General features: G+C 69.1%; 21 protein-coding genes, 1 tRNA gene and 1 pseudogene. 14 read left to right on the top strand and 9 right to left on the bottom strand.

Annotated features, from left to right (window positions below; all coding sequences use genetic code 11):
- The first annotated feature begins 38 nt into the window (after positions 1-38).
- Both AB0H86_RS20925 and AB0H86_RS20920 read left to right on the top strand, forming a co-directional pair.
- Positions 39-611, top strand: a complete 573-nt coding sequence (locus tag AB0H86_RS20925) for a hypothetical protein (RefSeq protein ID WP_362440471.1) — start codon at positions 39-41, stop codon at positions 609-611.
- Between the two features lie 96 nt (positions 612-707).
- Positions 708-1,118, top strand: a complete 411-nt coding sequence (locus AB0H86_RS20920; RefSeq protein WP_362440467.1) for a hypothetical protein — start codon at positions 708-710, stop codon at positions 1,116-1,118.
- Between the two features lie 994 nt (positions 1,119-2,112).
- On the opposite strand, the pseudogene AB0H86_RS20915 reads toward AB0H86_RS20920, so the two are convergent.
- The 3 genes and pseudogenes from AB0H86_RS20915 to AB0H86_RS20905 all read right to left on the bottom strand — a co-directional run.
- Positions 2,113-2,333: pseudogene (locus AB0H86_RS20915) on the bottom strand (transposase); the annotation flags it as partial.
- A gap of 39 nt (positions 2,334-2,372) precedes the next feature.
- Positions 2,373-2,705 (bottom strand): hypothetical protein, encoded by a 333-nt coding sequence (locus AB0H86_RS20910; RefSeq protein WP_362440464.1) that lies wholly within the window; start codon positions 2,703-2,705, stop codon positions 2,373-2,375.
- 573 nt (positions 2,706-3,278) lie between these two features.
- A complete protein-coding gene (locus tag AB0H86_RS20905) occupies positions 3,279-3,503 on the bottom strand; it encodes a cold shock domain-containing protein (RefSeq protein ID WP_362440462.1) in 225 nt (74 codons plus the stop codon).
- Positions 3,504-3,535: 32 nt separating this feature from the next.
- Between AB0H86_RS20905 and AB0H86_RS20900 the strand changes: the two genes are divergently transcribed.
- Together AB0H86_RS20900 and AB0H86_RS20895 are read left to right on the top strand one after the other, a co-directional pair.
- Positions 3,536-3,937, top strand: coding sequence for a hypothetical protein (locus AB0H86_RS20900; protein WP_362440459.1), 402 nt, complete (start codon positions 3,536-3,538; stop codon positions 3,935-3,937).
- The gene (locus AB0H86_RS20895; RefSeq protein ID WP_362440456.1) at positions 3,934-4,686 is read left to right on the top strand and encodes a class I SAM-dependent methyltransferase; all 753 of its coding nucleotides are present in this window, start codon (positions 3,934-3,936) and stop codon (positions 4,684-4,686) included. The genes AB0H86_RS20900 and AB0H86_RS20895 overlap by 4 nt, the downstream gene beginning before the upstream one ends.
- A 68-nt stretch (positions 4,687-4,754) precedes the next feature.
- Here AB0H86_RS20895 and AB0H86_RS20890 read toward each other — a convergent pair.
- Positions 4,755-4,830, bottom strand: a tRNA-Arg gene (locus AB0H86_RS20890).
- A 693-nt stretch (positions 4,831-5,523) separates the two neighbouring features.
- Between AB0H86_RS20890 and AB0H86_RS20885 the strand changes: the two genes are divergently transcribed.
- A complete protein-coding gene (locus AB0H86_RS20885) occupies positions 5,524-6,357 on the top strand; it encodes a trimeric intracellular cation channel family protein (RefSeq protein WP_362440452.1) in 834 nt (277 codons plus the stop codon).
- A gap of 44 nt (positions 6,358-6,401) precedes the next feature.
- Entirely contained in the window at positions 6,402-7,013 is a 612-nt protein-coding gene (locus AB0H86_RS20880) for an NAD(P)H-dependent oxidoreductase (RefSeq protein ID WP_362440449.1), read from the top strand.
- A gap of 57 nt (positions 7,014-7,070) precedes the next feature.
- On the opposite strand, the gene AB0H86_RS20875 is transcribed toward AB0H86_RS20880, so the two are convergent.
- A complete protein-coding gene (locus AB0H86_RS20875; RefSeq protein WP_362440446.1) occupies positions 7,071-8,771 on the bottom strand; it encodes an IclR family transcriptional regulator C-terminal domain-containing protein in 1,701 nt (566 codons plus the stop codon).
- A 167-nt stretch (positions 8,772-8,938) separates the two neighbouring features.
- Positions 8,939-10,183, bottom strand: coding sequence for a M6 family metalloprotease domain-containing protein (locus AB0H86_RS20870; protein ID WP_362440443.1), 1,245 nt, complete (start codon positions 10,181-10,183; stop codon positions 8,939-8,941).
- Between the two features lie 428 nt (positions 10,184-10,611).
- On the opposite strand from AB0H86_RS20870, the gene AB0H86_RS20865 reads away from it, so the two are divergent.
- Complete coding sequence (locus AB0H86_RS20865) at positions 10,612-11,256, top strand: helix-turn-helix domain-containing protein (protein ID WP_362440440.1); 645 nt, start codon at positions 10,612-10,614, stop codon at positions 11,254-11,256.
- 220 nt (positions 11,257-11,476) lie between these two features.
- Positions 11,477-13,006, top strand: coding sequence for an MFS transporter (locus AB0H86_RS20860; protein ID WP_362440437.1), 1,530 nt, complete (start codon positions 11,477-11,479; stop codon positions 13,004-13,006).
- Between the two features lie 91 nt (positions 13,007-13,097).
- Here AB0H86_RS20860 and AB0H86_RS20855 read toward each other — a convergent pair whose 3' ends face one another.
- Positions 13,098-13,613: a MarR family transcriptional regulator gene (locus AB0H86_RS20855; protein ID WP_362440434.1), complete on the bottom strand. Its 516-nt coding sequence runs from the start codon at positions 13,611-13,613 to the stop codon at positions 13,098-13,100.
- A gap of 111 nt (positions 13,614-13,724) precedes the next feature.
- Between AB0H86_RS20855 and AB0H86_RS20850 the strand changes: the two genes are divergently transcribed.
- Positions 13,725-14,540 (top strand): class III extradiol ring-cleavage dioxygenase, encoded by an 816-nt coding sequence (locus tag AB0H86_RS20850; RefSeq protein WP_362440432.1) that lies wholly within the window; start codon positions 13,725-13,727, stop codon positions 14,538-14,540.
- A gap of 13 nt (positions 14,541-14,553) precedes the next feature.
- On the opposite strand, the gene AB0H86_RS20845 is transcribed toward AB0H86_RS20850, so the two are convergent.
- Positions 14,554-15,084, bottom strand: a complete 531-nt coding sequence (locus tag AB0H86_RS20845) for an N-acetyltransferase family protein (protein ID WP_362440429.1) — start codon at positions 15,082-15,084, stop codon at positions 14,554-14,556.
- A 170-nt stretch (positions 15,085-15,254) separates the two neighbouring features.
- On the opposite strand from AB0H86_RS20845, the gene AB0H86_RS20840 reads away from it, so the two are divergent.
- Together AB0H86_RS20840 and AB0H86_RS20835 are read left to right on the top strand one after the other, a co-directional pair.
- A complete protein-coding gene (locus AB0H86_RS20840) occupies positions 15,255-16,250 on the top strand; it encodes a sigma-70 family RNA polymerase sigma factor (RefSeq protein WP_362440426.1) in 996 nt (331 codons plus the stop codon).
- A 410-nt stretch (positions 16,251-16,660) separates the two neighbouring features.
- A complete protein-coding gene (locus AB0H86_RS20835; protein ID WP_362440423.1) occupies positions 16,661-16,789 on the top strand; it encodes a hypothetical protein in 129 nt (42 codons plus the stop codon).
- Between the two features lie 75 nt (positions 16,790-16,864).
- Here AB0H86_RS20835 and AB0H86_RS20830 read toward each other — a convergent pair whose 3' ends face one another.
- Positions 16,865-17,869, bottom strand: coding sequence for a YafY family protein (locus AB0H86_RS20830; protein ID WP_362440420.1), 1,005 nt, complete (start codon positions 17,867-17,869; stop codon positions 16,865-16,867).
- Positions 17,870-17,932: 63 nt separating this feature from the next.
- On the opposite strand from AB0H86_RS20830, the gene AB0H86_RS20825 reads away from it, so the two are divergent.
- The 3 genes from AB0H86_RS20825 (at position 17,933) to pfkB (ending at position 21,399) form a co-directional block, all read left to right on the top strand.
- Positions 17,933-19,441: an MFS transporter gene (locus tag AB0H86_RS20825; protein WP_362440417.1), complete on the top strand. Its 1,509-nt coding sequence runs from the start codon at positions 17,933-17,935 to the stop codon at positions 19,439-19,441.
- 252 nt (positions 19,442-19,693) lie between these two features.
- Positions 19,694-20,455 carry a DeoR/GlpR family DNA-binding transcription regulator gene (locus AB0H86_RS20820; RefSeq protein WP_362440414.1) on the top strand — a complete coding sequence of 254 codons (762 nt, stop codon included), beginning with the start codon at positions 19,694-19,696 and terminating at the stop codon, positions 20,453-20,455.
- Positions 20,452-21,399, top strand: coding sequence for a 1-phosphofructokinase (gene pfkB / locus AB0H86_RS20815; protein ID WP_362440412.1), 948 nt, complete (start codon positions 20,452-20,454; stop codon positions 21,397-21,399). Before AB0H86_RS20820 ends, pfkB begins: the two co-directional genes overlap by 4 nt.
- Positions 21,400-21,649 lie beyond the last annotated feature (250 nt).

Genomic DNA, 21,649 nt, shown 5'->3' with positions numbered 1-21,649 from the left:
CGCACCCGCAAGGTGCATCTACATCCCCTGGGGGGACCATGAGCCAGCAGCAGTACCCGCAGCAGCCCCAGCCCGGTTGGGGCGGCCCGCAGCAGCAGGGCTACGGCACTCCGCCGTTCCAGCCGCAGCCGCCGAAGAAGTCGAACGCAGGGAAGATCGTCGGCTTCGGCTGCCTCGGCGTCGTTGCCCTCTTCGTTCTGATCGGCATCGTCGCCGAGGCCGGCGGCGGAAACGGCGACTCCACCGACACCGGCGCCAAGGACAAGGCCGTCGCCGCCGGCCGCACGCCGGAGTCCGACAAGGCCGAGGCGACGCCCGCGCAGAAGACGAAGACGCAGGCGGAGCAGTTCAAGGCCTGCGTTGCCAAGTCCGGTACGGCCACGGAGAAGAAGGCCGTCCAGCACGTGACGAAGGTGACCGGCGCGGACAAGCGAAACGACATCCTGGACTCGGCTGAGGTCTACACCGACTTCACTGGCGGGCTTATGAGCGACAACCAGGGGGACGCGAAGCTCATCGCCTCTGCGTTCACGTCCTGCTACGAGTCCAAGAACGGGCTCGTCAGCGTCTACGGCCAGGATGGCGACCTCATCGCCAACGCCAACTACTGATCTCTTCGACCAAGCCCCCACCGACCCGTGACGGTGGGCCTTGGTTCGTTCAACCGTGCACGCCCCGTACCGACTTCACACACCCTGGGGAACACGATGCGCCGCATCACCAATACCGTGCTACTGGCCGCTGCCGTGCTCGCTTCGCTTGCTGCCTGTGGCAATACCAGCGACGACAAGACGCCTGCCAAGCCGAAGGCGTCGCCGAGTGTCAGCAAGGAAGTCACGTTCCTCGACGCCGTGCACCTTGAGTCGTGGCGCAGCTGGGCCGAGCGACAGCCATCCGACGGTGACCTCATCGACTTTCCACAGGAGTGGTGCGACGCTCTGGGCGCGGGGCACAGCGCGAAGTGGATGTTCGACGAGGGCGGTCTGTACCCGTACGGGCCGGACTGGGGCACGCAGAAGCAAGAGGCGAACGAACTGCTGTTGATGGGCGTGAAGGCGTACTGCCCGGAGCTGCGGGAGCAGGTCGTGAGTGAGCTACGGGGCAGCGGCGCATACTGACCAGCCCGCGCCGAGGAGGACGCCCCGCGCACAGCCGCGAGCGGGGCCCGTCGTGTCCGGGTGAATTGCAGCCCCCAAGGTCCGGCACCGTCTGAAAATCCGTACCTTCCCGCTCAGGGAGGTGACGGTGGCGCGGCGGCAGCTCATTCTTCAGCGGCAAGTGGACGGACACCAACGCCGGCTGACTGGCTGCCCGAGCGGGTCAGGACGCCTTCGAGTGCGGCGGCGAGGCGATGCTCCGCAGCCTCCGCGCCGCCCCGGTCACGACCTGCTGCGTGGTTTTCACCCTCCGATTCCTTACTTGAAGGACAACTGCCAGAGTGGGCGTTGAAGTCATATGCCGTAACTGTGGGCAGACCGTGCACGTCGACGCGACCGGCAACGTGGATTCCCACCGTCGGGCCCACTTCAGCCCGTTCCAGTGCTACGCATCCGGCAAGCCAGCCAGCGAAGTGACCACGAACCTCGGCAAAAGCGGGCCCCAACCCAAGCGCGCAGAGCGGTTCACGCTCCCCCCGCAGAACTTCCTCGAGCCCCCGGAGTGGCTCCCGGCATGGCGTGACAACCATCTAGCCTCGCTCGCGCTCCCAGCCGAGGGACTGCTCGGCGTCTGGCTTCCCCAACACACCAGCTGGCAACAGCAACAGAGGATCGGGGTCTACATGCCTACCAGTACCCGTCCCCTCTGGCAGGAGAAGCGAGGATGCTGGACTGTGCCCAACCAGCACTTCCTGCGGCTGGCTGGTGAGCTGCTGGCCAGGAATGAGCAGATCATGGTCGGCCGCGAGTTCAACCCCTACGAGGCTTGTACCTCAAGCTGCAAGAACGCGCAGGGACCGCTCTGCACATGCTCCTGCCGGGCTAAGTACCACGGAGGAGGTCGGTGGCGGAGAGGCTGGACGACCTTCGCTGAGTTCGACACCCGGCATGAAATGCGTTCGTGGCATTGGGTTGTCGTGACGAAGGCGCGCTGAATTCGCGCGACTTGCACATGCTCCAGCAGCTTCGCCCAGGTTCCGTCCGTCTCCCAGTGGGCGAAGCGCTCGTAGACGGTCTGCCACGGGCCATATCGCTCGGGCAGATCACGCCAGGTGCCCCTGTCCGCAACCGCCGGAGCACGCCGTTCACCACTTGGCGTTGATCCCGCCACGGCCGCCCACGACCATCAACACGCGGCAGTAGCGGTCCTGTCCGCTCCCACGCCACATCCGTCAACTCACCCCGGCCAACCACAAGAGCAATGATCAGGTATGGCTAGTCACCCATAAACCACAAGTAGCTGCCCGGCGTCGCCGCACACGCTTCGAGGATCTCGGCAAGGTCGAGCAGAGCCGCTTTCTGCTGGTCGTCAGTACACCCCCGTGTCAGGGCGACGACTTCCTGACGGGCGACTTGAGCTTCCTGCTCGTTGAACAGCGTGTCGCCGTAGGGATCTACCCAGCCGAGCTTGCCCGAGCCATGCCGGTCGAGGGTGCTCAGCACCCTCGCCAGCGCTTCACCGTGCTCGTAAGAGCCCCGAAGCAAGGTGTCCTTCGACGCCCCCTTTCGAGTGGGTCGCCCCAAGTGCAGTTCCAGCTCAATCCCCATGACCCCTCCTTCGGCCTCGGACGCCGAAGCTTCGCATAGATCATTTGTTGTGCAAGTGCAGCTCACGAGCACGCATTGAGACAACGACTGCGCAGGCCGCTCCATCCGCCACCTGCACCGCAAGAGGGCGTGCAATTGAGCGGCCGATAGCTTTCAAGGGGTCGGCATCCCGCCCAGGAGCACGGCCACCACTATGTACACCGGGATAGCCAAGGCCACGGCCAACCCGGCAAGGCAGCCCCATAGGACCAGTCGCATGCTGGTTCTCGCGTAGTGATCGCTCTTCGGCACGTCCATATCCAACAGCGAGAGACACCGACTCTCTACCCAAGGGGATGTGGACTCCGCGTGGACTCTAGTGGCACGCCCCGAACACGACGAAGGGCCAGCCTGGGAGGAAACCCCTCCTGAGCCGGCCCTTTTCCTGTGTCCCCGGCAGGATTCGAACCTGCGACACCCGCTCCAGGAGTTCGATCAACGGGGCTTCAGGAGCTTCGGATGCCTGGAAGGCATGGTCGTCAGGGGCCGCTCGTAGCCGCTGCTGTCTGCCGTTGTTGATGTCAGATGTGGATGTCAGGCTGGCCGGGGCACTATGTTCACTGCCCGGTAGGCATAGCCGTCTTGCTTGAAGCCAGGGGCTTCCCATTGGAGATCCACACGTTGCCCGGGCGACAGCGTATGGAAGCCCTTTGTCTGGATGTCGGCGTAGTGGCCCCAGCAACCGCCGGGTGTCTCGGGAGAGTCGAGTACCCCCCACCCTTCCTCGTCGTACCACTCACGGACAGTCGCAGTCACCATGCAGCGACTATACGAGTGCCGGCTGCGCCGACGTGGCCTTCGGCCTGCACAATCCTGCCTACCTGCGGCTCGGAATCTGGCCCGTCGCCCCACTCGTGCATCCCAAAGTGGTCCGCTTCATGGAACAGCTGCCTCATGAGCACAAACGCGTCAAGGCAATGTTCCGCGATCGCCTGCGGCGCGCCGGGCTTCCCGAGTCCGTCGCTGCCCCGACCGAGCCCGAGAACTTCCGCGCGGTCATGGAAACCGGCCTACGCACCTACGGATTACCCCTCCTGGACGGCATGCTGCGCGAGTCACTGCTGGTCGACCTCGGTTACGTTGACCCCGACGCCCTGGCTCGGGCCCGCGACCACGCCGAGCGCGCACCCGTGGTGCCCGACCTGCTGTGCGACACCCTCGCCCTGGAAGTCGGACTGCGGAGCCTTGCATGAACAGCCCGGACATCGCCGGACCCGAACTCCTGGAAGAGTCGAACCTCTTCTACCGGGACCCGGCGCTGTACGACAGCGTGCAGTCCGACAGCGACAGTGCCGACGTCTGCCGGGCACTGATCGGCAGGCACAGTCCGGACGCCCGAACCCTGCTGGACTTCGGCTGCGGCACCGGGAGGGACTTGGAGCTGCTGGCCAAGCACTTCGACTGCATCGGTGTGGATCTCCAGCCAGGCCTGATCGACTACGCACACCGGACGCGGCCCGAGCTCGACGTCCGGCTCGGTGACATGCGCACCGTCCGACTCGGCCGTACCGCCGACGTCCTGGTGTGCCTGGGCAACTCGCTCGCCTATGCGCACGACAACCACGACGTCCGGGCCGCATTCCAGACCTTCGCCGCGCACTCGCGTCCAGGGACCATCCTCGTCCTGTGCTCCCCGGTGGCCCCGATTGAGCGCCCGCGTCCGCAGTCGGCCCGCGTCGAGACTGGACAGGGGACTGCCACAGTGACCATCAGCTACGAGTGGGATCTGCTGACGCAGATCAACAGCACGCACCGCCACTGGACCTTCGACTCGGGCGAGGAGGCCCACGACGTGATCCGCCGCCGCGTCCTCGGCCCACGCGAACTGGAGTTGCACGCCGCGCTTGTCGGCTTCGATGTTGTTGAGATCACCGACGAATCCGCCACCGGTTCCCTGACGGGCCCAGGCGCCTACACGGTTGCCCGATACCGGGCTCAGTGACCGCCCTCGTTGATGTCAATTGTGCATGTCAAAGGCCCCGGACCATGATCGGTCCGGGGCCTTTTGCCTGGTGCCCCCGGCAGGATTCGAACCTGCGACACCCGCTTTAGGAGAGCGGTGCTCTATCCCCTGAGCTACGAAGGCAGGGGCTTGTGGAAGACCTTGTTGAAAATCCAGGGTGTGGATCTTCGACGAGGCGTAGAGGAGTACAAGCCCGCTGGTCAGACATGGTGCGAAGGCTTCCCAGTGTTACATGAGCAGACAGCGCGACGTACCACGACCGACCAGGGACAGCCTAGCGGATGCGCGGCTGTGTGGGTCGTCGGTAGGGGAGTGGGTGGGGCGGCGGGCCTGCGGAACGCTTCGACCTGCTCGAAGCGACCGGGCGGCTCAGCCGCGCAGCCTGTACGGCGCCTTTGGTGACAAGCGCCAGCTTCTTCTCCGTGCTCTCGACGCCTACTGCGCGGGTACCGTCCACGCCGTCCACGCCGTACCTCGACGGCGACGAGCCCGGATCCGCCGCACGGTTGCGTTCCTCGCAGCCGACGTCCGCCCGGTCCAAGGAGAGCAGAGGTCATTCGGCAAAGGACAGGAAACGAGGCCATATGAACCGTATGAGTGGATACGCTGCGGCGATGGCGGCGCATGGTGCAAGGTGATTCCCGGTGTGCAGCAGGCTACGGAGCCGTGTAGTCCGCTCATGTGGAGGCCGCCCGACGGATCGGGAGCCGCTCTCACCGAACCGTCCATGTGGACGGCACCTTCGAAACATCGTTCGCGTGCCCAACAGCCTTCGATGGCGCGCGTGCTCACCAGCTTTCAGGGAGGCCTGCACCGATGCCAATCGAGGAACTGAGCGGCGCTGTCCAGTACGTGATGGATCTCTTAGGGATCTTCGCCTTCGCCCTCTCAGGAGCGTTCCTCGCGGTACGCAAGGACTACGACATCTTCGGGACGGTCATCCTCAGCGAGGCGGCCGGCCTCGGCGGCGGCCTCTTCCGTGATCTGGTGCTCCAGGTCACCCCCGTCGCCTTCACCGATCGCGGCTACTTCTTCACGCCCTGCGCCGCGGCGGTGATCGTGTATTTCGGCCACCGGCTGCGCCACGACGACAAAGTGCACGAGGGCAGGCTGTTCGATGTCCCCGACGCGGCGGCGCTCGGACTCTTCAGCGTCACCGGCACGATCAAGGCGCTCTCCCACGGCTTCAACCTTCCCGCCGCCGTCACGCTCGGCAGCGCCAGTGCCGTCGGCGGCGGCGTGCTCGCCCATCTCCTCGCCCTCGAACAGCCCACGCTGCTCCGCTGGAACCGCGATCTGTACGCACTGCCCGCCCTCGCCGGCGCGACCTCGGCCGCTCTTCTGTACGACACCGGACTCCTGAACGTCGGCACCGCCATCGGCACCTCGCTGTTCGCCTTCGGGCTACGGCTTCTCGCCCTGCGCTACAACTGGCGAACCCCGCGTTCCCACTTCTGGCGCAATCCGTTCGCGGGCCTGCGGCAACAGCCGCCGACGGCGAAACCGGCCCCGGACTCCGCACCGGCACCGGCACCGGCATCGTTCATGGAAGCCGACACGGTCATGCTGCCGAGCCCGCGCACCGTCCCGGACCCGCGGCTTCTCCTCCGCCAGCCGGCGCGCCGCGACCAGAAGGAACGGGACCAGTAGACCGGGGTTGACCTCAAGTTTGGTTGAGTTTCTATGGTCCTCGCATGCCTACACACCGCGCACATCCGCTCAAGATCGGCGTCCTCATCGGCAGTGTCCGGGCCGGGAGGTTCGCCGACAAGGTCGCCGACTGGTTCGTTGCCGAGGCCGGTGGGCGTCAGGACATGGAGATCCATGTGATCGATCTGGCCGAGCCCGCCCTCGTCGACGAACTGAGGCTGAGTTTCGAGCAGTCCGGTGATCGCCCCGACGACCGCCCCGGTGACGTACCGAGGCTTGCTCGGCGTATCGAGGGGCTCGACGGGTTCGTGGTCGTCACCCCCGAGTACAACCACGGGTACCCGGCGTCCCTGAAGCTGGCCATCGACTACGTGTACAGCGAGTGGCGGGCCAAGCCGGTCGGGTTCGTCTCGTACGGGGGAATGGCCGGCGGCCAGCGGGCGGTGGAGCAACTACGGCAGGTCTTCGCCGAGTTGCATGCCGTCACCCTCAGGGACACCGTCAGCTTCCACATGGCCTGGGAGAGGTTCGACGATCGCGGGCGGCCGCTGGACGAGGACGGGGCGGGCAAGGCCGCCACCGTGCTGCTGGATCAGCTCGCCTGGTGGGGGCTCACCCTTCGGGAGGGGCGTGCCGCCCGGCCCTACGTGGGGTGAGCAGGGAGGCGGGGTGTCCTCCCTCGCCGTAACCACCGCAACCACCGCAACCACCCCTCAGTGCAACGCCACCCGCACGAACCTCCCCGCCACCCCCAGCTCCCCTTCGATCCGCTTCGCCGTGGCCCTCAGCTCGGGAAGGATGTCCTCGACGCATTCCCGCGCCGTGCGGCGGGCCGCGTGCAGGGCCACGTTGGCGGCGGCGACCACGGTTCCCGTGCGGTCGTGGACCGGTACCGCGATCGAGCGCAGGCCCTCCTCCCACTCCTCGTCGAGGAGGGCGTAGCCCTGTCGGCGGACTTCCTCCAGCACCCCGGAAGGCGCCGGCCCCCGCTGCGCCAGCAGTACCTGGCCCAGCGACGTCGCCGGCGCCGGCAGCCGCGTGCCGACCGTGATGTCCACGCTCATCACCCGGTGCGCGGCTGCCCGGGCCGTGTACTGGATCTCCTCGCCCGTCGGGGAGAGGACCGCCAGCGACGTGGATTCGTGGAGCCGGGCGGCCAGGTCCGCCAGGTGGGGGCCCGCGATGCGGGGGAGGGAGGTGCGGGAGAGGGGTGGGAAGCCGAGGGACAGGACGCGGGGGGTGAGGGCGAACGTGCGGTGCGGGCCCGCGGTCACCAGGCCCAGGTGTTCGTACGTGATCAGCGCCCGGCGTGCGGTCGCGCGCGCCAGGCCGGTCGCCTTCGCCACCTCCGTCAGGGTCAACGCCGTTCTGTCCTCGCCGAACGCCGTCAGTACGGTCAGCCCGCGGGCCAGCGACTCGATGAACTCCCGGCCCAGCTCCTGCTTCGACGCCCGGAGGAGGTGGGCCGAAGCTGAAGCTGAAACCGCTGCTGGCGCCGACCCCGAAGCGGAGGTGGAAGCCGCCGCAGCCTCCCGCAGCGCACCCTCCATCTCCGCCACCGCCGTACGCAGCCGGGGGAGCAGCGTGTCGTGCAGGTGGGTCGCCGTGTGCCGGCTGGTGTGGCTCACCACGCTCGCCACGCAGGCGATCCGGCCCGTACCCGGATCCCGTACGGGTACCGAGACCGCGACCAGTCCCGGTTCGATCAACTGGTCGTCCAACGCCCAGCCGTCCTGCCGGGTACGGGCGGCCCGGCGTTCGAAGTCGCCGTCCGGTGAGGCGTGTTCGCGCGGCGGTACGGCCGAGAAGCCCCGGTCCTGCGGGTCCGCGGCCCGGCGTGCCCGCCACTCCTGCCACTGCCGCGTCGTCCATTCCGACGCGAACAGCGGGCCGGGGGCGGTGCGTTCGGCCGGGAGCAGGTCGCCGATGCGGAAGCTCAGGGACATGGCGCGGCGGCGGGTGGCCTGGTGGATGAAGCGGATGCCGTCGCGGTCGCCGACCGCCAGCGACACCGACTCGTCCAGTTCGTCGGCGAGCGCGTCCGCGCGGGCGTCCAGGAGGGCGGGCAGCCGCAGGGCGGCCAGGTAGGCGTTGCCCAGTTCCATGAGACGCGGGGCGAGGACCACGTCCCGGCCGTCGAGACGGACGTACTCCATGCGCGCGAGGGTGGAGGTGATCCGGTCCACCGTGGAGCGGGCGAGACCGGTGGCACGTTCGAGCCCGCTCGGGCTCAACGTCCCCCCGGCTTCGGTGAGTTGACGCAGCAGGCCGATGCCCCGGATCAGCGGCGCGACCGCCTCGGCCGGTACCGGGGTGCCATCCGTGGACGTCTCGGTGCGCGCCCCCGTGGCCGTCTTGGCGCGCGCCCCCGTGTCGGTTTCGACGGGGGGCTCGGCAGGTGTCTCAGCGGGCATCGGTTCTCCGGTACGGCGGTCGCGGCAGGCCTACCGTAATCCGGGGGCCTCCGCGCGCGATGGCGGGTCACCAGGAGCCGGTCATTCCCGGCGGTGCCGTCCGCGCGACGGCCGCGTCACCCGCGGTCCCCGCGGGCCCGTTACCCCCGGGACCGTCTCCTCGGTGCTCAACGCCGCGTCACCAGCAATCGGTAGTTGCCGGAGAGGTCCGCCCCCGCCACCGAGATCCGGATGCCTCTCCTCGGGTCCCGGAAGTCCTCGCCGGGGGAGTACGGCGCGTCGGAGAGTTCGGCGTGGACGTTCGGGCTGCGGGTGCAGCCGCCGCTGCCGCGGTGGGAGTCGCGCACCCTGACAGGGCCCTGGCCGGTGTCCACGTCCGCGTCGACCTTGTAGATCAGTACGCCCGGCCGGCACACGGTCTCGTCGTTGCCCTCGCGGGTGCGCAGTTCGACGGCGTACCCGGTGTGGCTGCCGAGCGGGACGAAGAGCAGCTTGGCGCCGCCGGTCCGGGCCAGCGGCGTGAGGGTGTGCTCGGTCGTGCCCGGTGTCGTCACGCAGCTCATCTGGGCGGCGTCCAGCCAGCCGAGCTTCCACTTGTGCCAGCCCAGCAGGTCGTTGTTGGCCCCCCAGTCCTCGCTCATGATGTCCCAGTGGCCGACCGCGCCCCCGCCCTCCTGGGTGTACAGGTCGGGCAGGCCGAAGACATGGCCGTTCTCGTGCGGGAGGACGCGGTAGCCGTTCTTGTCGTAGGAGCCGGAGCCGTCGTCCTGACGGGAGTACACGAAGGAGGCGTTCGCCACCGGGACGCCGTCGGCGACGGGGGCCTCCGTGTTGCCGGCGAAGGTGACCGACAGGACCGTGTCCAGTGCGGAGGGCCCGGCGTTGGGCGTCATCAGCACGTTCAGGAAGTCGTACGACCGGAAGTCCACGCTGGGATCGGCCGCGGTCACGATGTCCTGGACCAGCTGTTGGTAGCCGGGGTCGAAGGGCGCGCCGCGCTCTATGCCGTAGGACCGGAACGACTTCGGCATGCGCAGCCAGTCGGGGATCGGTGTCTCGGTTCGGTAGTCGAGGCGGCCGTAGGAGCTGGTGCGAAACCATTCCTGGGTCTTCGGGAAGAACTCCTGGAACCGGCTCCGCGCGCTGCCCGAGCCGGGTGCGTCGGAGAAGTCGACCATCAGGGTGAGGGCGTGGACGGTGCCGAGGGAGCGGGAGTAGCCGCTCGGGGTCGGGATGCCCTCCGACATCTGGACCGTCGGGCTGCCGCTGATCATGCAGGGGCCCTGGGCGGCCGAGCGGGTAAGGGTGCTCGGGCCGGCCCCGGCCGTCGTGGGGCTCGTGGGGAGGTGTCCGGTGCCGGCCGAGGTGCTGACGGCGAGGGTCAGCGCGGTCACGGAGACCAGGGCGGCCACGCGGTACGGGCGTATCCGGCGCCGGAGCGGCTTCGGAGACGTGCCCGTCCCTCCCTGCCGTCTCCCAGGCAGCGGCTGCATCGCGTGGCCCCTTCGGTCCTCGGCAGCCGCCGAACTGAAGGCTGCGCCCTTTCGATCACCCTGTGGTGAGGGGTTCGCGGGCGCGCGCTGGAGGAGACCGAACGTGGGTTTCTCGCCTCGCGACCAGCTGGGATCGGCTTCGAGGCGGGGCCCCGAGGCGGCTGGGATCAGCTCCAGGGCTGGATGTGACTCAGGTCACAGTAAATCGACGTCGAGGCGGGAAATAACCGGGGACCACTTCCCCGTTTAGCCATGTGTTCGAGCGAAACGGGGACTCTGTCCCCGGATCTTTACCCGTTCGTCACAGTCGTCACATAACGTCACTTGTCCAACCTGAGGAGAGCACCGTGCAGACCGCGCCCCCCGTGCAGCACAAGGCGACCCGGCCGCGTGCCGACGCCCTGCGCAACCGGGAGCGGATCGTCAGCGCCGCCCGGGAGATGTTCACCGAGTTCGGCCCCGACGCGCCGCTCGATGAGATCGCCCGCCGGGCCGGCGTCGGCAACGCCACGGTGTACCGCAACTTCCCGGACCGGGACGCCCTCGTCCGCGAGGTCGTCTGCTCGGTCATGGACCGCACCTCGGAAGCGGCCGAGCTGGCGCTCGCGGAACTCGCCGACGCCTTCGGGGCGCTGGAGCGTTTCGTGCACGTCTCCGCCGACGAGCGGATCAGCGCGCTGTGCCCGATGGTCCTCAGCACCTTCGACCAGAACCACCCCGACCTGGAGGCGGCACGCGAGCGACTCGAGCAGATCGTCGACGAGCTCATGGACCGCGCCAAGGCGGCCGGACAGATGCGCACCGACGTGGGTGTCGGCGATCTGATGGTCGCCGTGGCCCAGCTCAGCCGGCCCCCGGCCGGGACCGGGTGCGTCAACGCCGACCGCTACGTACACCGTCATCTGCAGCTGTTCCTGGACGGACTGCGGACTCCGGCCCGCTCCGACCTGCCGGGCACGGCCGTGACCATGGAGGACCTCCGCCAAGCCTGACCGATCAGTTCTGACCTCAGAGCCAGTCACTACACGCAACCCGTCCGGCAACTCGCCTACAGATCCGGCAACTCGCCTACAGACTCCAGCAACTCGTTTACAGACTCCGGCAGTCACACGTACAGACCGGTAGTCGCCTTACAGATTCCGGCAGTCGCCACCGACGAGCCGTCCCTTACGACACCTTTTTCCGTCCCGAAGTCCCGAAGTGGGTACCCCCATGTCTGAAACAGCCGTAAAGGCTCCCAGCGGTCCGGACGCCAACCGCTGGAAAGCGCTGACGTTCATCGCGCTCGCCCAGCTGATGGTCGTCCTCGACGCGACCATCGTGAACATCGCCCTGCCGTCCGCCCAGCAGGACCTGGGCATATCCGACGGCAACCGGCAGTGGGTCATCACGGCCTACGCCCTCGCCTTCGGCGGTCTGCTGCTCTTCGGCGGTCGTATCGCCGACCTGTGGGGCCGTAAGCGCACCTTCGTCGCCGGTCTGATCGGTTTCGCCGGCGCCTCCGCGCTCGGTGGCGCGGCCACCAACGAGGCGATGATGCTCGGCGCTCGCGCCCTGCAAGGCGCGTTCGGCGCGCTGCTCGCGCCCGCCGCGCTCTCCCTGCTCGCCGTGATGTTCACGGAGCCCAAGGAGCGCGCCAAGGCGTTCGGCATCTACGGCGCGATCGCCGGTGGCGGCGGCGCCGTGGGCTTCATCCTCGGCGGCGTGCTCACCGAGTACCTCGACTGGCGCTGGACGTTCTTCGTCAACATCCCGTTCGCGATCATCGCGGCCGCGGGCGCGTACTTCGTCATCCGTGAGCCGGCCGGCGGCCGCAACCGCTCGCCGCTCGACATCCCCGGCGTCATCCTCTCCGTCCTCGGTCTGGTCACGCTGGTCTACGCCTTCACCCGTGCCGAGTCCGAAGGCTGGGGCGACTCCGTGACGATCGGCCTCTTCATCGCCTCGGCGGTGCTGCTCGCCGCGTTCGTCATCACCGAGTCCAAGGTCAAGGCCCCGCTGCTGCCGCTGCGCGTCATCACCGAGCGCAACCGCGGAGGCGTCTACCTCTCCCTCGGCCTCGCGATCATCGCGATGTTCGGCCTGTTCCTCTTCCTGACCTACTACCTGCAGATCGTGAAGGGCTACTCGCCGGTCAAGACCGGCTTCGCCTTCCTGCCGATGATCGGCGGCATGATGGTGGGCTCCACGCAGATCGGCACCCGCCTGATGACCCGGGTCGCCCCGCGTCTGCTGATGGCTCCGGGCTTCCTGGTCGCCGGCCTCGGCATGCTGATCCTGACCCGGCTGGAGATCGGTTCCTCCTACGCCAGCACGATCCTGCCGGCGATGGTGCTGCTCGGCCTCGGCATGGGTACGGCGTTCATGCCGGCCATGTCCCTGGCCACCCTCGGTGTCGAGCCGCGTGACTCCGGTGTCGCCTCCGCGATGGTCAACACCTCGCAGCAGGTGGGCGGCGCGATCGGTACCGCCCTGCTGAACACGATCGCCGCCTCGGCGACGACCTCGTACATCAAGGACCACATCGGCGGCGCCGGTTCCAAGGCCCAGCAGCAGCTGGTCCTGCTGGAGGGCCAGGTGCACGGCTACACCAACGCGATCTGGTTCGCCGTGGGCATCCTCGTGGCCGCCGCCACGATCGCCGCCACCTTCATCAACACCGGCCGCCCGGAGGCCACTTCGGTGACCGGCTCCGACGAGGGTGCCGAGGACGAGCTGCCGGTGCCGGTGGTCGCGCACTGACGGCGCCCGTCACCTGGTACCCCTTCGGATCATGGGTACGTACGGGGAAGGGGACGCCCCGTACGCCCCACAGGACCTGCCCTGGTCGCGCTCAGCGCAGCCAGGGCAGGTCCGCACCCGCTTCGTTCGGCTGGAGTCCCTCGGCGATGATCTCCATGATCTCGCCGAGGGACTTCTGCTGGTCCGGGGTGAGCCGGTCGAACACCGCGTTCCGTACGACCGTCACATGGCCCGGCGCGGCCTCGCCCAGCATCTGTCGGCCCTGGTCCGTGAGGACCGCGAACTGGCCCCGCTTGTCGTCGGGGCAGTCCTCGCGGCGCACCCAGCCGTTCTTCTCCAGACGGGCGATGGCGTGCGAGAGGCGGGAGCGGGTGATCTTCGCGTCCATGGCCAGCTCGGTCATGCGCAGCCGCCGCTGCGGAGCCTCGGCGAGTTTGACGAGAAGGCCGTAGTAGACGTGCGGCATGCCGGCGTCCCGTTGGAGCTGGCGGTCCATGTGGTCTTCGAGAAGAGTGGTGGCGTGCACATAGGCACGCCAGACGCGCTGCTCCTCGTCGGTGAGCCAGCGGGGCTCGTCAGCGTGCGCGGATGTGGATGCCGTGTTCATGTACTCCACTGTACGAGAAGTCTCCTTGAATGTTAAACAAGTGAGGCGTACACTTATCAAAGTCACAGCTTGAGGTTTCAAGCTTCTGCTCTTCCGGAGGGAGTCGCAGTCATGTCCGCCGCCATCGAGGAGAGCACCTCCGCCGTCCCTGGGCAGCGCATGCCGGCCCTCTATCTCAGTCATGGCGCCCCGCCGCTCGCGGACGACCCGATCTGGCCCGGCGAACTCGCCGCCTGGTCCGCCGGCCTGCCCCGCCCCAAGGCGATCCTCATGGTCTCCGCCCACTGGGAAGAGGCCCCGCTCGCCCTCGGAGCCGTCCAGCCGGTGCCCCTGGTCTACGACTTCTGGGGCTTTCCCGAGCACTACTACCGGGTGACCTACGACGCCCCCGGCGCCCCCGAACTCGCCGAGTCCGTACGCAAGCTGCTGCGGGCGCCCGGCATACCCGTGCAGGACATCCCGGACCGCGGCCTCGACCACGGCGCGTACGTCCCGCTGGTCGAGATGTTCCCCAAGGCCGACATCCCCGTCCTGCAGATCTCCATGCCGACCCTCGATCCGGTGAGGCTCATGGAGATCGGCCGCAAGCTCGCGCCGCTGCGCGAGGAGGGCGTACTGATCGTCGGCTCCGGCTTCTTCACCCACAACCTGGCCGCGCTGCGGCACACGGGGCCGGGAGTGCCCACCTGGTCCTCGGAGTTCGACGACTGGGGCCGCCACGCCCTGGAGTCCCGCGACTGGGACGCCCTGCTGGACTTCCTCCACAAGGCCCCGGCCGGCCGCTACGCCCACCCGCGCACCGAGCACTTCGCCCCCCTCTTCGTGACCATGGGCGCGGCGGACGTCGTCGGCGAGCTCGACGCGCAGAAGTCCGTGATCGACGGCTTCTGGATGGGCATGGCCAAGCGGTCGGTGCAGTTCGGCTGACCCGCGTACGGGACTACAACTCCTTCTCGAACCAGGCCACGTCCCAGTAGCGGCCGAACTTGCGGCCCACCTCGCGGTACGTGCCCACATGCCGGAAGCCGAAGCGCTCGTGCAGACGTGTGGACGCCTCGTTGGGCAGGGCGATGCCCGCGTAGGCGCGATGTACGTCCTCGTGGGCGAGGGCCGCGAACAGGGACTTGTAGAGCAGCGTGCCGACCCCGCGCCCGCGCGCGCGGGGAGCGAGGTAGACGGTGACCTCCACCGAGGTCGCGTACGCGGGCTTGGGGCGGAACGCGCTGGATGTGACGTAGCCGAGGATCTCCTGTGAGGTTCCTTGGGAACCCGTCTCCGTGGCAACCATCAACCGGTGCGGGCCGTCTTCAGGGTGGGAGAGCAGCCAGGGGCGGCGCTCCTCCGGAGTGAAGATCGAGGTGTCGAATGTGATGGGAGTCTCACGTACATAGTGGTTGTAGAGATCGGTGAGGGCATCGAGGTCACTCTCGACTCCCGGCCTGACCTGCACCTCTGTACGTTCCGACGACATCGGACCTCCCCCTGTGGCCGGGCAGGATACTGCATGATCAGAAAAATGGAGGGGTGGGCTGGGAATTCTGTCCGGATTCCAGTCGTTGTTTCCATCGGATGCTGGGCACCCGAGGAGAGTGCCGAGCGTCTAAGGACCACCAGCTGACTCACCATCGCAAGGGAGCACGCATGGCAACCCGTGCCGTCGCCCGTCGTCAGTCCGCCTCCGGCCGGACCGACGCGGCAAGCAGTGTTCGCGCCCATGGCGGCGAGATCGCCGACCGCGACCTGGTCGGCATGTACCTCGACGAGATCGCGCGCACTCCGCTGCTCGACGCCGCCAAGGAAGTCGAGCTGTCTCAGATCATCGAGGCGGGTGTGTTCGCGCGACAGGTCCTCGACGGATTCGAGGACGCCAAGGCGGAAGCCTCCCGTGAGGAGCTTCAGGCCCTGGTCGACGAGAGTGAGCGTGCCAAGGACGTCTTCATCCGCTCCAACCTCCGTCTGGTCGTCGCGGTGGCCCGCCGCTACCCCCGCAGTGGGCTGCCTCTCCTCGACCTGATCCAGGAGGGCAACGCCGGCCTGGTGCGCGCGGTCGAGAAGTTCGACTACCGCAAGGGCTTCAAGTTCTCGACGTACGCGACCTGGTGGATCCGTCAGGCGATCACCCGCTCCATAGCGGACCAGTCGCGCACCATCCGGCTGCCCGTCCACCTGGTCGAGGAGCTGGGCCGGATCCGGCGTGTGCAGCGCGAGTTCAACCGCGAGCACGGCCGCGACCCGGAGCCCGCGGAGATCGCCGCCGAGCTCGGGTCCAACCCGAACCGCGTGGTGGACGTCCTGGACTGGGCCCGCGACCCGGTCTCCCTGAACATGCCGGTGGACGACGACGGAGACACCCAGTTCGGCGACCTCCTGGAGGACACGTCGGCGGTCTCCCCGGAGCAGTCCGTCCTGACCCTGCTGCGCAGCGAGGAGTTGGACGACCTCATCGGCCGCCTCGACCAGCGCACGGCCTCCATCATCAAGATGCGGTACGGCATCGTCGACGGCCGGGAACGCACGCTGACCGAGGTCGGCAAGGAGCACGGCCTGACGCGAGAGCGGATCCGCCAGATCGAGAAGCACGCCCTGCTGGAGCTGAAGAAGCTGGCGCGGGGCACAGGCTTCGACGCGGCGGCGTGACGCCTCTCGCGGCTCGCGGGGGCACCACCAGTGGCGCCTCCCGCGCAGCACCCGTGACGCCTGGCGTACGGCACTCGTGACCCGGCGCGCGCCGGGTGGCGAAAGTCGGCGTAAACATGGCGTGTAACGCCGCTTCAACCTGCTGGACCCCGGGAACAAGACTTCAGGGTCCAGGAGTTCGAGTCGGGGACCAGGTGTCCCGGACTCCCGAGCCAAGTCCCGTCGCACTCCCCCCGGCGCCGGGACTCTCCCCGAGCCGGGCTTCGGCGCCCTCCCCCCGGGCGCCGGGGTCCGGCTCTCTTCATGCCGCTCCGCCCCCGGCATACCGGACCGGCGGGACACCCCGAACCTGAACCCCGGGGTGGCCCGCCGGAGGGCAGATTCTGTCACATGGGCATAGCGTGCCGAACGTGGGCAGCCCCACCCAGCCGTCTCCTGCGGCGGCATCCGTCTCCCTCATGGAACGGCACACGGCCGAGACCTGGATGGAGATCGCCCGAGCGGCGGCAGACATCTCCCCGGGCGGGGCGGCGGGGTGAGGCGGCTGGGGTGACGTGAGGTGCGGGGTAGGGCGGCGGGTCCACCGAACCGGGCACCCGGCGAAGCCCACCCGCTCACGCGCTCCCTTCACTCACCCCCGGCACCAGCCTCCCCGTACCCCCCGCCCGAACCAACCGCCCACCCAACTCCCGTACGCACCGCACCAGTTCCTCCGGCTCCTGCACGGTGAAGTCGAAGCCGAGCATCGCCAACCGCACCGCCAGCCACTCCACCGCGTCGCCCGCGGACCCGCGCAGGCGGCACCGCTCCCCGTCGATCACCTCCGGGAGGGCCTCGAGCCACCCCGGCAGCCGGGCGGCGACCGCCTCGGCCGGCGCGTCGAACGTCACCGTGAAGTCGTACATCTCCTGGCGCCCGCGCATCGACTGCCGGAGGTACTCAGCCGCGTCGCCCGTCGGCAGCTCCCGCGGTGTGAAGCGGGCGCCGGTGGCGAAGGGGGAACCGACCCGGTCGACGCGGAACGTACGCCAGTCGGCGCGATCGAGGTCGTAGGCGACGAGGTACCAGCGGCGCCCGGTGGAGACCAGCCGGTACGGCTCGACCATGCGGCGCGAGTCCGCGCCGTCCCGCGCGCGGTAGGCGAACCGCAGCCGCTCCCGCCCGGCCACCGTGGAGGCCATCACGGTCAGGGTCTCGGGTGCGATGCTCGCTCCGTCCCCGCTGGTGAGCGGAGTCGTCGCCGCCTGGAGTGTGGCGACGCGATGCCGCAGCCGGGACGGCAACACCTGTTCCAGCTTGGCCAGCGCCCGCACGGACGCCTCGTCCACGCCTTCCAGCGCGTGCCCGGCACCGGCCCGCAGTCCCACCGCGATCGCCACCGCCTCCTCGTCGTCGAGCACGAGCGGCGGCATCGCCTTGCCCGCGACGAGCCGGTAGCCGCCGTCGGCGCCCTTGTTCGCCTGCACGGGATAGCCGAGCTCGCGCAGCCGGTCGATGTCCCGCCGGACCGTACGCCGGGACACACCGAGGCGCTCGGAGAGCTCGCCGCCGGGCCATTCGCGGGGCGTCTGGAGGAGGGAGAGGAGGTGGAGGAGCCGGGCCGGAGTGTCCGTCGTCATGAATCCGAGGATGCCGCAGAACTAGGACACGATCTGGCCTAATGCGGCCATAGCTTGTAGGACATGACCTCCACCGAGCCCACCCCCAGGGCGGCGGGCGACCGGCGTCGCTGGTTCGCCCTCGCCATCGTGATGACCGCGGCCTTCATGGACCTTGTCGACGTCACGATCGTCAACATCGCCATCCCGTCGATCCAGGCGGACGCCGGCGCCTCCTTCAGCCAGATCCAGTGGATCACCGCCGGATACGCGCTGGCCTTCGCCGCAGGCCTGATCACCGGCGGGCGGCTCGGCGACATCCACGGGCGCAAGCGGCTGTTCCTGATCGGCATAGGCGGCTTCACCGTCGCCTCCGCGCTGTGCGGCTTCGCCGCGAACCCGGAGATGCTGGTCGCCTCCCGCATCCTGCAGGGCGGCATGGCGGCGCTGATGGTGCCTCAGGTCCTGTCGATCGTGCACGCCACCTTCCCGGCGCACGAGCGGGGCAAGGTCTTCGGGCTCTTCGGCGCGATCGTCGGCCTGGGCGCGGTCTCCGGCCCGCTGCTGGGCGCACTGCTCACCGAGTGGAACCTCTTCGGGCTCGAATGGCGGCCCATCTTCCTCATCAACCTGCCGGTCGGCATCGCGGGCCTGATTCTCGGCAGCCGTTTCATCACCGAGTCCAAGGCCCCGAAGGCGCTGAAGCTGGACCTGGTGGGCGTCGCGCTGGTGACGCTGGGCCTGCTGATGCTGGTCTACCCGCTCACCCGCGGCGAGGAGCTGGGCTGGCCGCTGTGGGGATACGTGTCGATGGGCGGCTCGCTCGTGGTGCTCGGCGCGCTGGTGGCGTACGAGCGGCGCAAGACGGCGCGGGACGGTTCCCCGCTGATCGAGCTCTCCCTGTTCCGCGTCAAGAGCTTCGCCGCCGGCATCGCCGTGCAGACCGTCTTCGGTGTCGGCCTCGGCATCTTCTTCCTGGTGTGGACCCTGTACATGCAGACGGGGCTCGGCTGGACCCCGCTGCGGGCCGGCCTGACCGGCGTCCCGTTCTCGATCGCCGTGTCGACGGCGGCGGGTCTGTCCGTGCAGCAACTCGTCCCGCGCTTCGGCCGCAAGGTGCTCCAGGCGGGCGCGCTGGTGATGGGGCTGGGCGTCCTCCTCTACATCTGGGAGTCCGAGCGGTACGGCCTCGGCATCGCGTCCTGGCAGATGGCGCTGCCGCTGATCGTGATGGGCGTCGGCATGGGCCTGATCGTCGCCCCGCTGACGGACGCGGTGCTGTCGGAGGTGCCGCGCGAGCACGCCGGTTCGGCCTCGGGACTCATCAACACCGTGCAGCAGATGGGTAACGCGCTGGGGCTCGGCCTGGTCTCCGTGGTCTTCTTCGGAGTGATCGCCGACGATCTGCGGCAGACCCAGGTGGGCCCGGCCTTCGTGGAGGGTTTCCAGAACGCGCTGTGGTGGGTGGCCGCGGTGATGGGCGTCATCTTCCTGCTGATGTTCGCCCTGCCGAAGCGGCCCGCCCAGCATGTGGAGGGGGCCGGACCGGAGCTCGGGGCGATGGACGAGAAGGAGCCCGAGCTCGTGTCCTGAGCGGCGGTGGGAAAAGGGCCCGGCGCCTGGGGAGGTGCCGGGCCCTTGTGTTGCGCCCGCGCTCGGAGACAGGCGACGTGCGTTCACGCTCGACGTCCGGTCATGCCCGACGTCCGTTCACGCTCGATGTCCGTTCGCGTCCGAAGTCCGTTCATGCCCGAATAACGTCCGAACCTGTTTACTTTCCGGAAATCTGGGCGTAGCCTCCCGAGCGAAACCACAAGTTCGGGCATAGGTCGGAGGCGAACGGACATGTACGCACCGGAACGGCAGCAGGAGATTCTCCGGCTCGCCCGTGACGGCGGGCGGGTGGACGTGGTGTCACTGGCCGAGGAGTTCCAGGTCACGGCGGAGACGATCCGCCGGGATCTGAAGGCCCTCGACCGGGCCGGCCTCCTGCGCCGGGTGCACGGCGGCGCCATCCCGGCCGGCCGTCTCGACTTCGAGCCGGACCTCGCCGAGCGCGAGACGACGGCGGCCGACGAGAAGGACCGCATCGCCAAGGCCGCCCTCGCGGAGTTGCCGACCGAGGGCACGATGGTCCTCGACGCCGGGACGACGATCGCCCGCGTGGCCGCCGCCATCCCGCTGGAGGTCTCGCTCACCGTCGTCACGCACAGCCTGCCGATCGCGGCCCGCCTCGCGGACCACCCCGGCATCCAACTCCACCTCGTCGGGGGGCGCGTACGGCACCGTACGCGCGCCGCCGTGGACGCCTGGGCGCTGCGGGCGTACGGCGAGATCCGGGCCGATGTCCTTCTCGTGGCGGCCAACGGCTTCTCCGCCGACCATGGCCTGACCACCCCCGATCTCGCCGAGGCCGCGGTGAAGCGGGCGGCGATGGCCGCGGCCCGCCGTGTGGTGCTGCTCGCCGACTCCGCCAAGCACGGCGAGGAGCACTTCGCCCGTTTCGGCGCCCTGAGCGATGTGGACCTGCTGATCACCGACAGCGGGCTGAGCCCCGAAGACGCCACCGCGATCGAGCGCGGCGGCACGGAAGTAGTGCGCGCATGATCCTCACCGTCACTCCGAACCCGTCCCTGGACCGCACCTATGAGGTCCCCTCGCTGGACCGTGGCGAGGTCATCCGCGCCACCGGCGAGCGCATGGACCCGGGTGGCAAGGGCGTGAACGTCTCGCGCGCCGTCTCGGCCGCCGGGCAGCGCACGGTCGCCGTGCTACCCCTTGGTGGTGCGCCGGGCGCGCTCGTCGCCGACCTGCTGGACGCGCAGGGCATCGAGGTCGCGCCGGTCCCGGTCGCCGGAGCCACCCGCTCGAACATCGCGCTCGCGGAGTCCGACGGCGTCCTCACGAAGATCAACGCACCGGGCCCCGAACTGTCGGCTCAGGAGCGGGAGCTGCTCCTGGAGACGGTGCGCGTCCAGTCGCGCGACGCGGACTGGATCGCCTGCTGCGGAAGCCTGCCGCGGGGACTCGCGCCGGAGTGGTACGCCGAGCTGGTCGCGCGGGCGCACGCCGTCGGTGCGCGTATCGCCCTGGACACCTCCGGGCCCGCGCTGCTCGCCGCGCTGCGTGAGCGGCCCGACGTGGTGAAGCCGAACGCCGAAGAGCTCTCGGAGGCCGTCGGGCGCCCCCTGTCCACGGTGGGCGACGCGGTGAAGGCGGCCGAGGAGCTGCGTGCGATGGGCGCGGGCGCCGTGCTCGCCAGCCTGGGCGCCGACGGGCAGCTGCTCGTCAACAGCGCCGGCACCTGGTTCGGCAGCGCACACGTCGAGGCCGTACGCAGCAATGTGGGCGCCGGTGACTCCTCCCTCGCCGGCTTCCTGATCGCCGGCGGCAGCGGACCGGAGGCCCTCGCCTCGGCGGTCGCCCACGGGGCGGCCGCGGTGCAGCTGCCCGGCAGTGTGATGCCGACACCGGGCGACCTGGACCCGGCGGCGGTGACCGTCACGGCCGAGGTGCCGGTGGATCGTGTACTGAAGGAGCCGGTGTCATGAACGCCCTTACCGCTACGGCCACTTGGTGTGCCCCCGCTGGACGGGTCCGCACCGGACCGGTCTTCCCCGGACCGCCCCTCACCCGACCGCCCCTCACCCGACCGCCCCTCACCCGACCGGCCCTCACCCGACCGGCCCTCGAACGGCGGGACTCCCCGTTACTCGCCGCGGTCGACGACCGGAGGCGGGGTCTGCTCCCCAGCCCCCTCTCCGCCCCCAGCCCCACACACCCCCACTGCACCCCCGTTCC

This window comes from Streptomyces sp. NPDC050997, from assembly GCF_040660135.1.
GTDB lineage: Bacteria > Actinomycetota > Actinomycetes > Streptomycetales > Streptomycetaceae > Streptomyces.
This window is presented reverse-complemented; position numbering and strand designations above follow the sequence as displayed.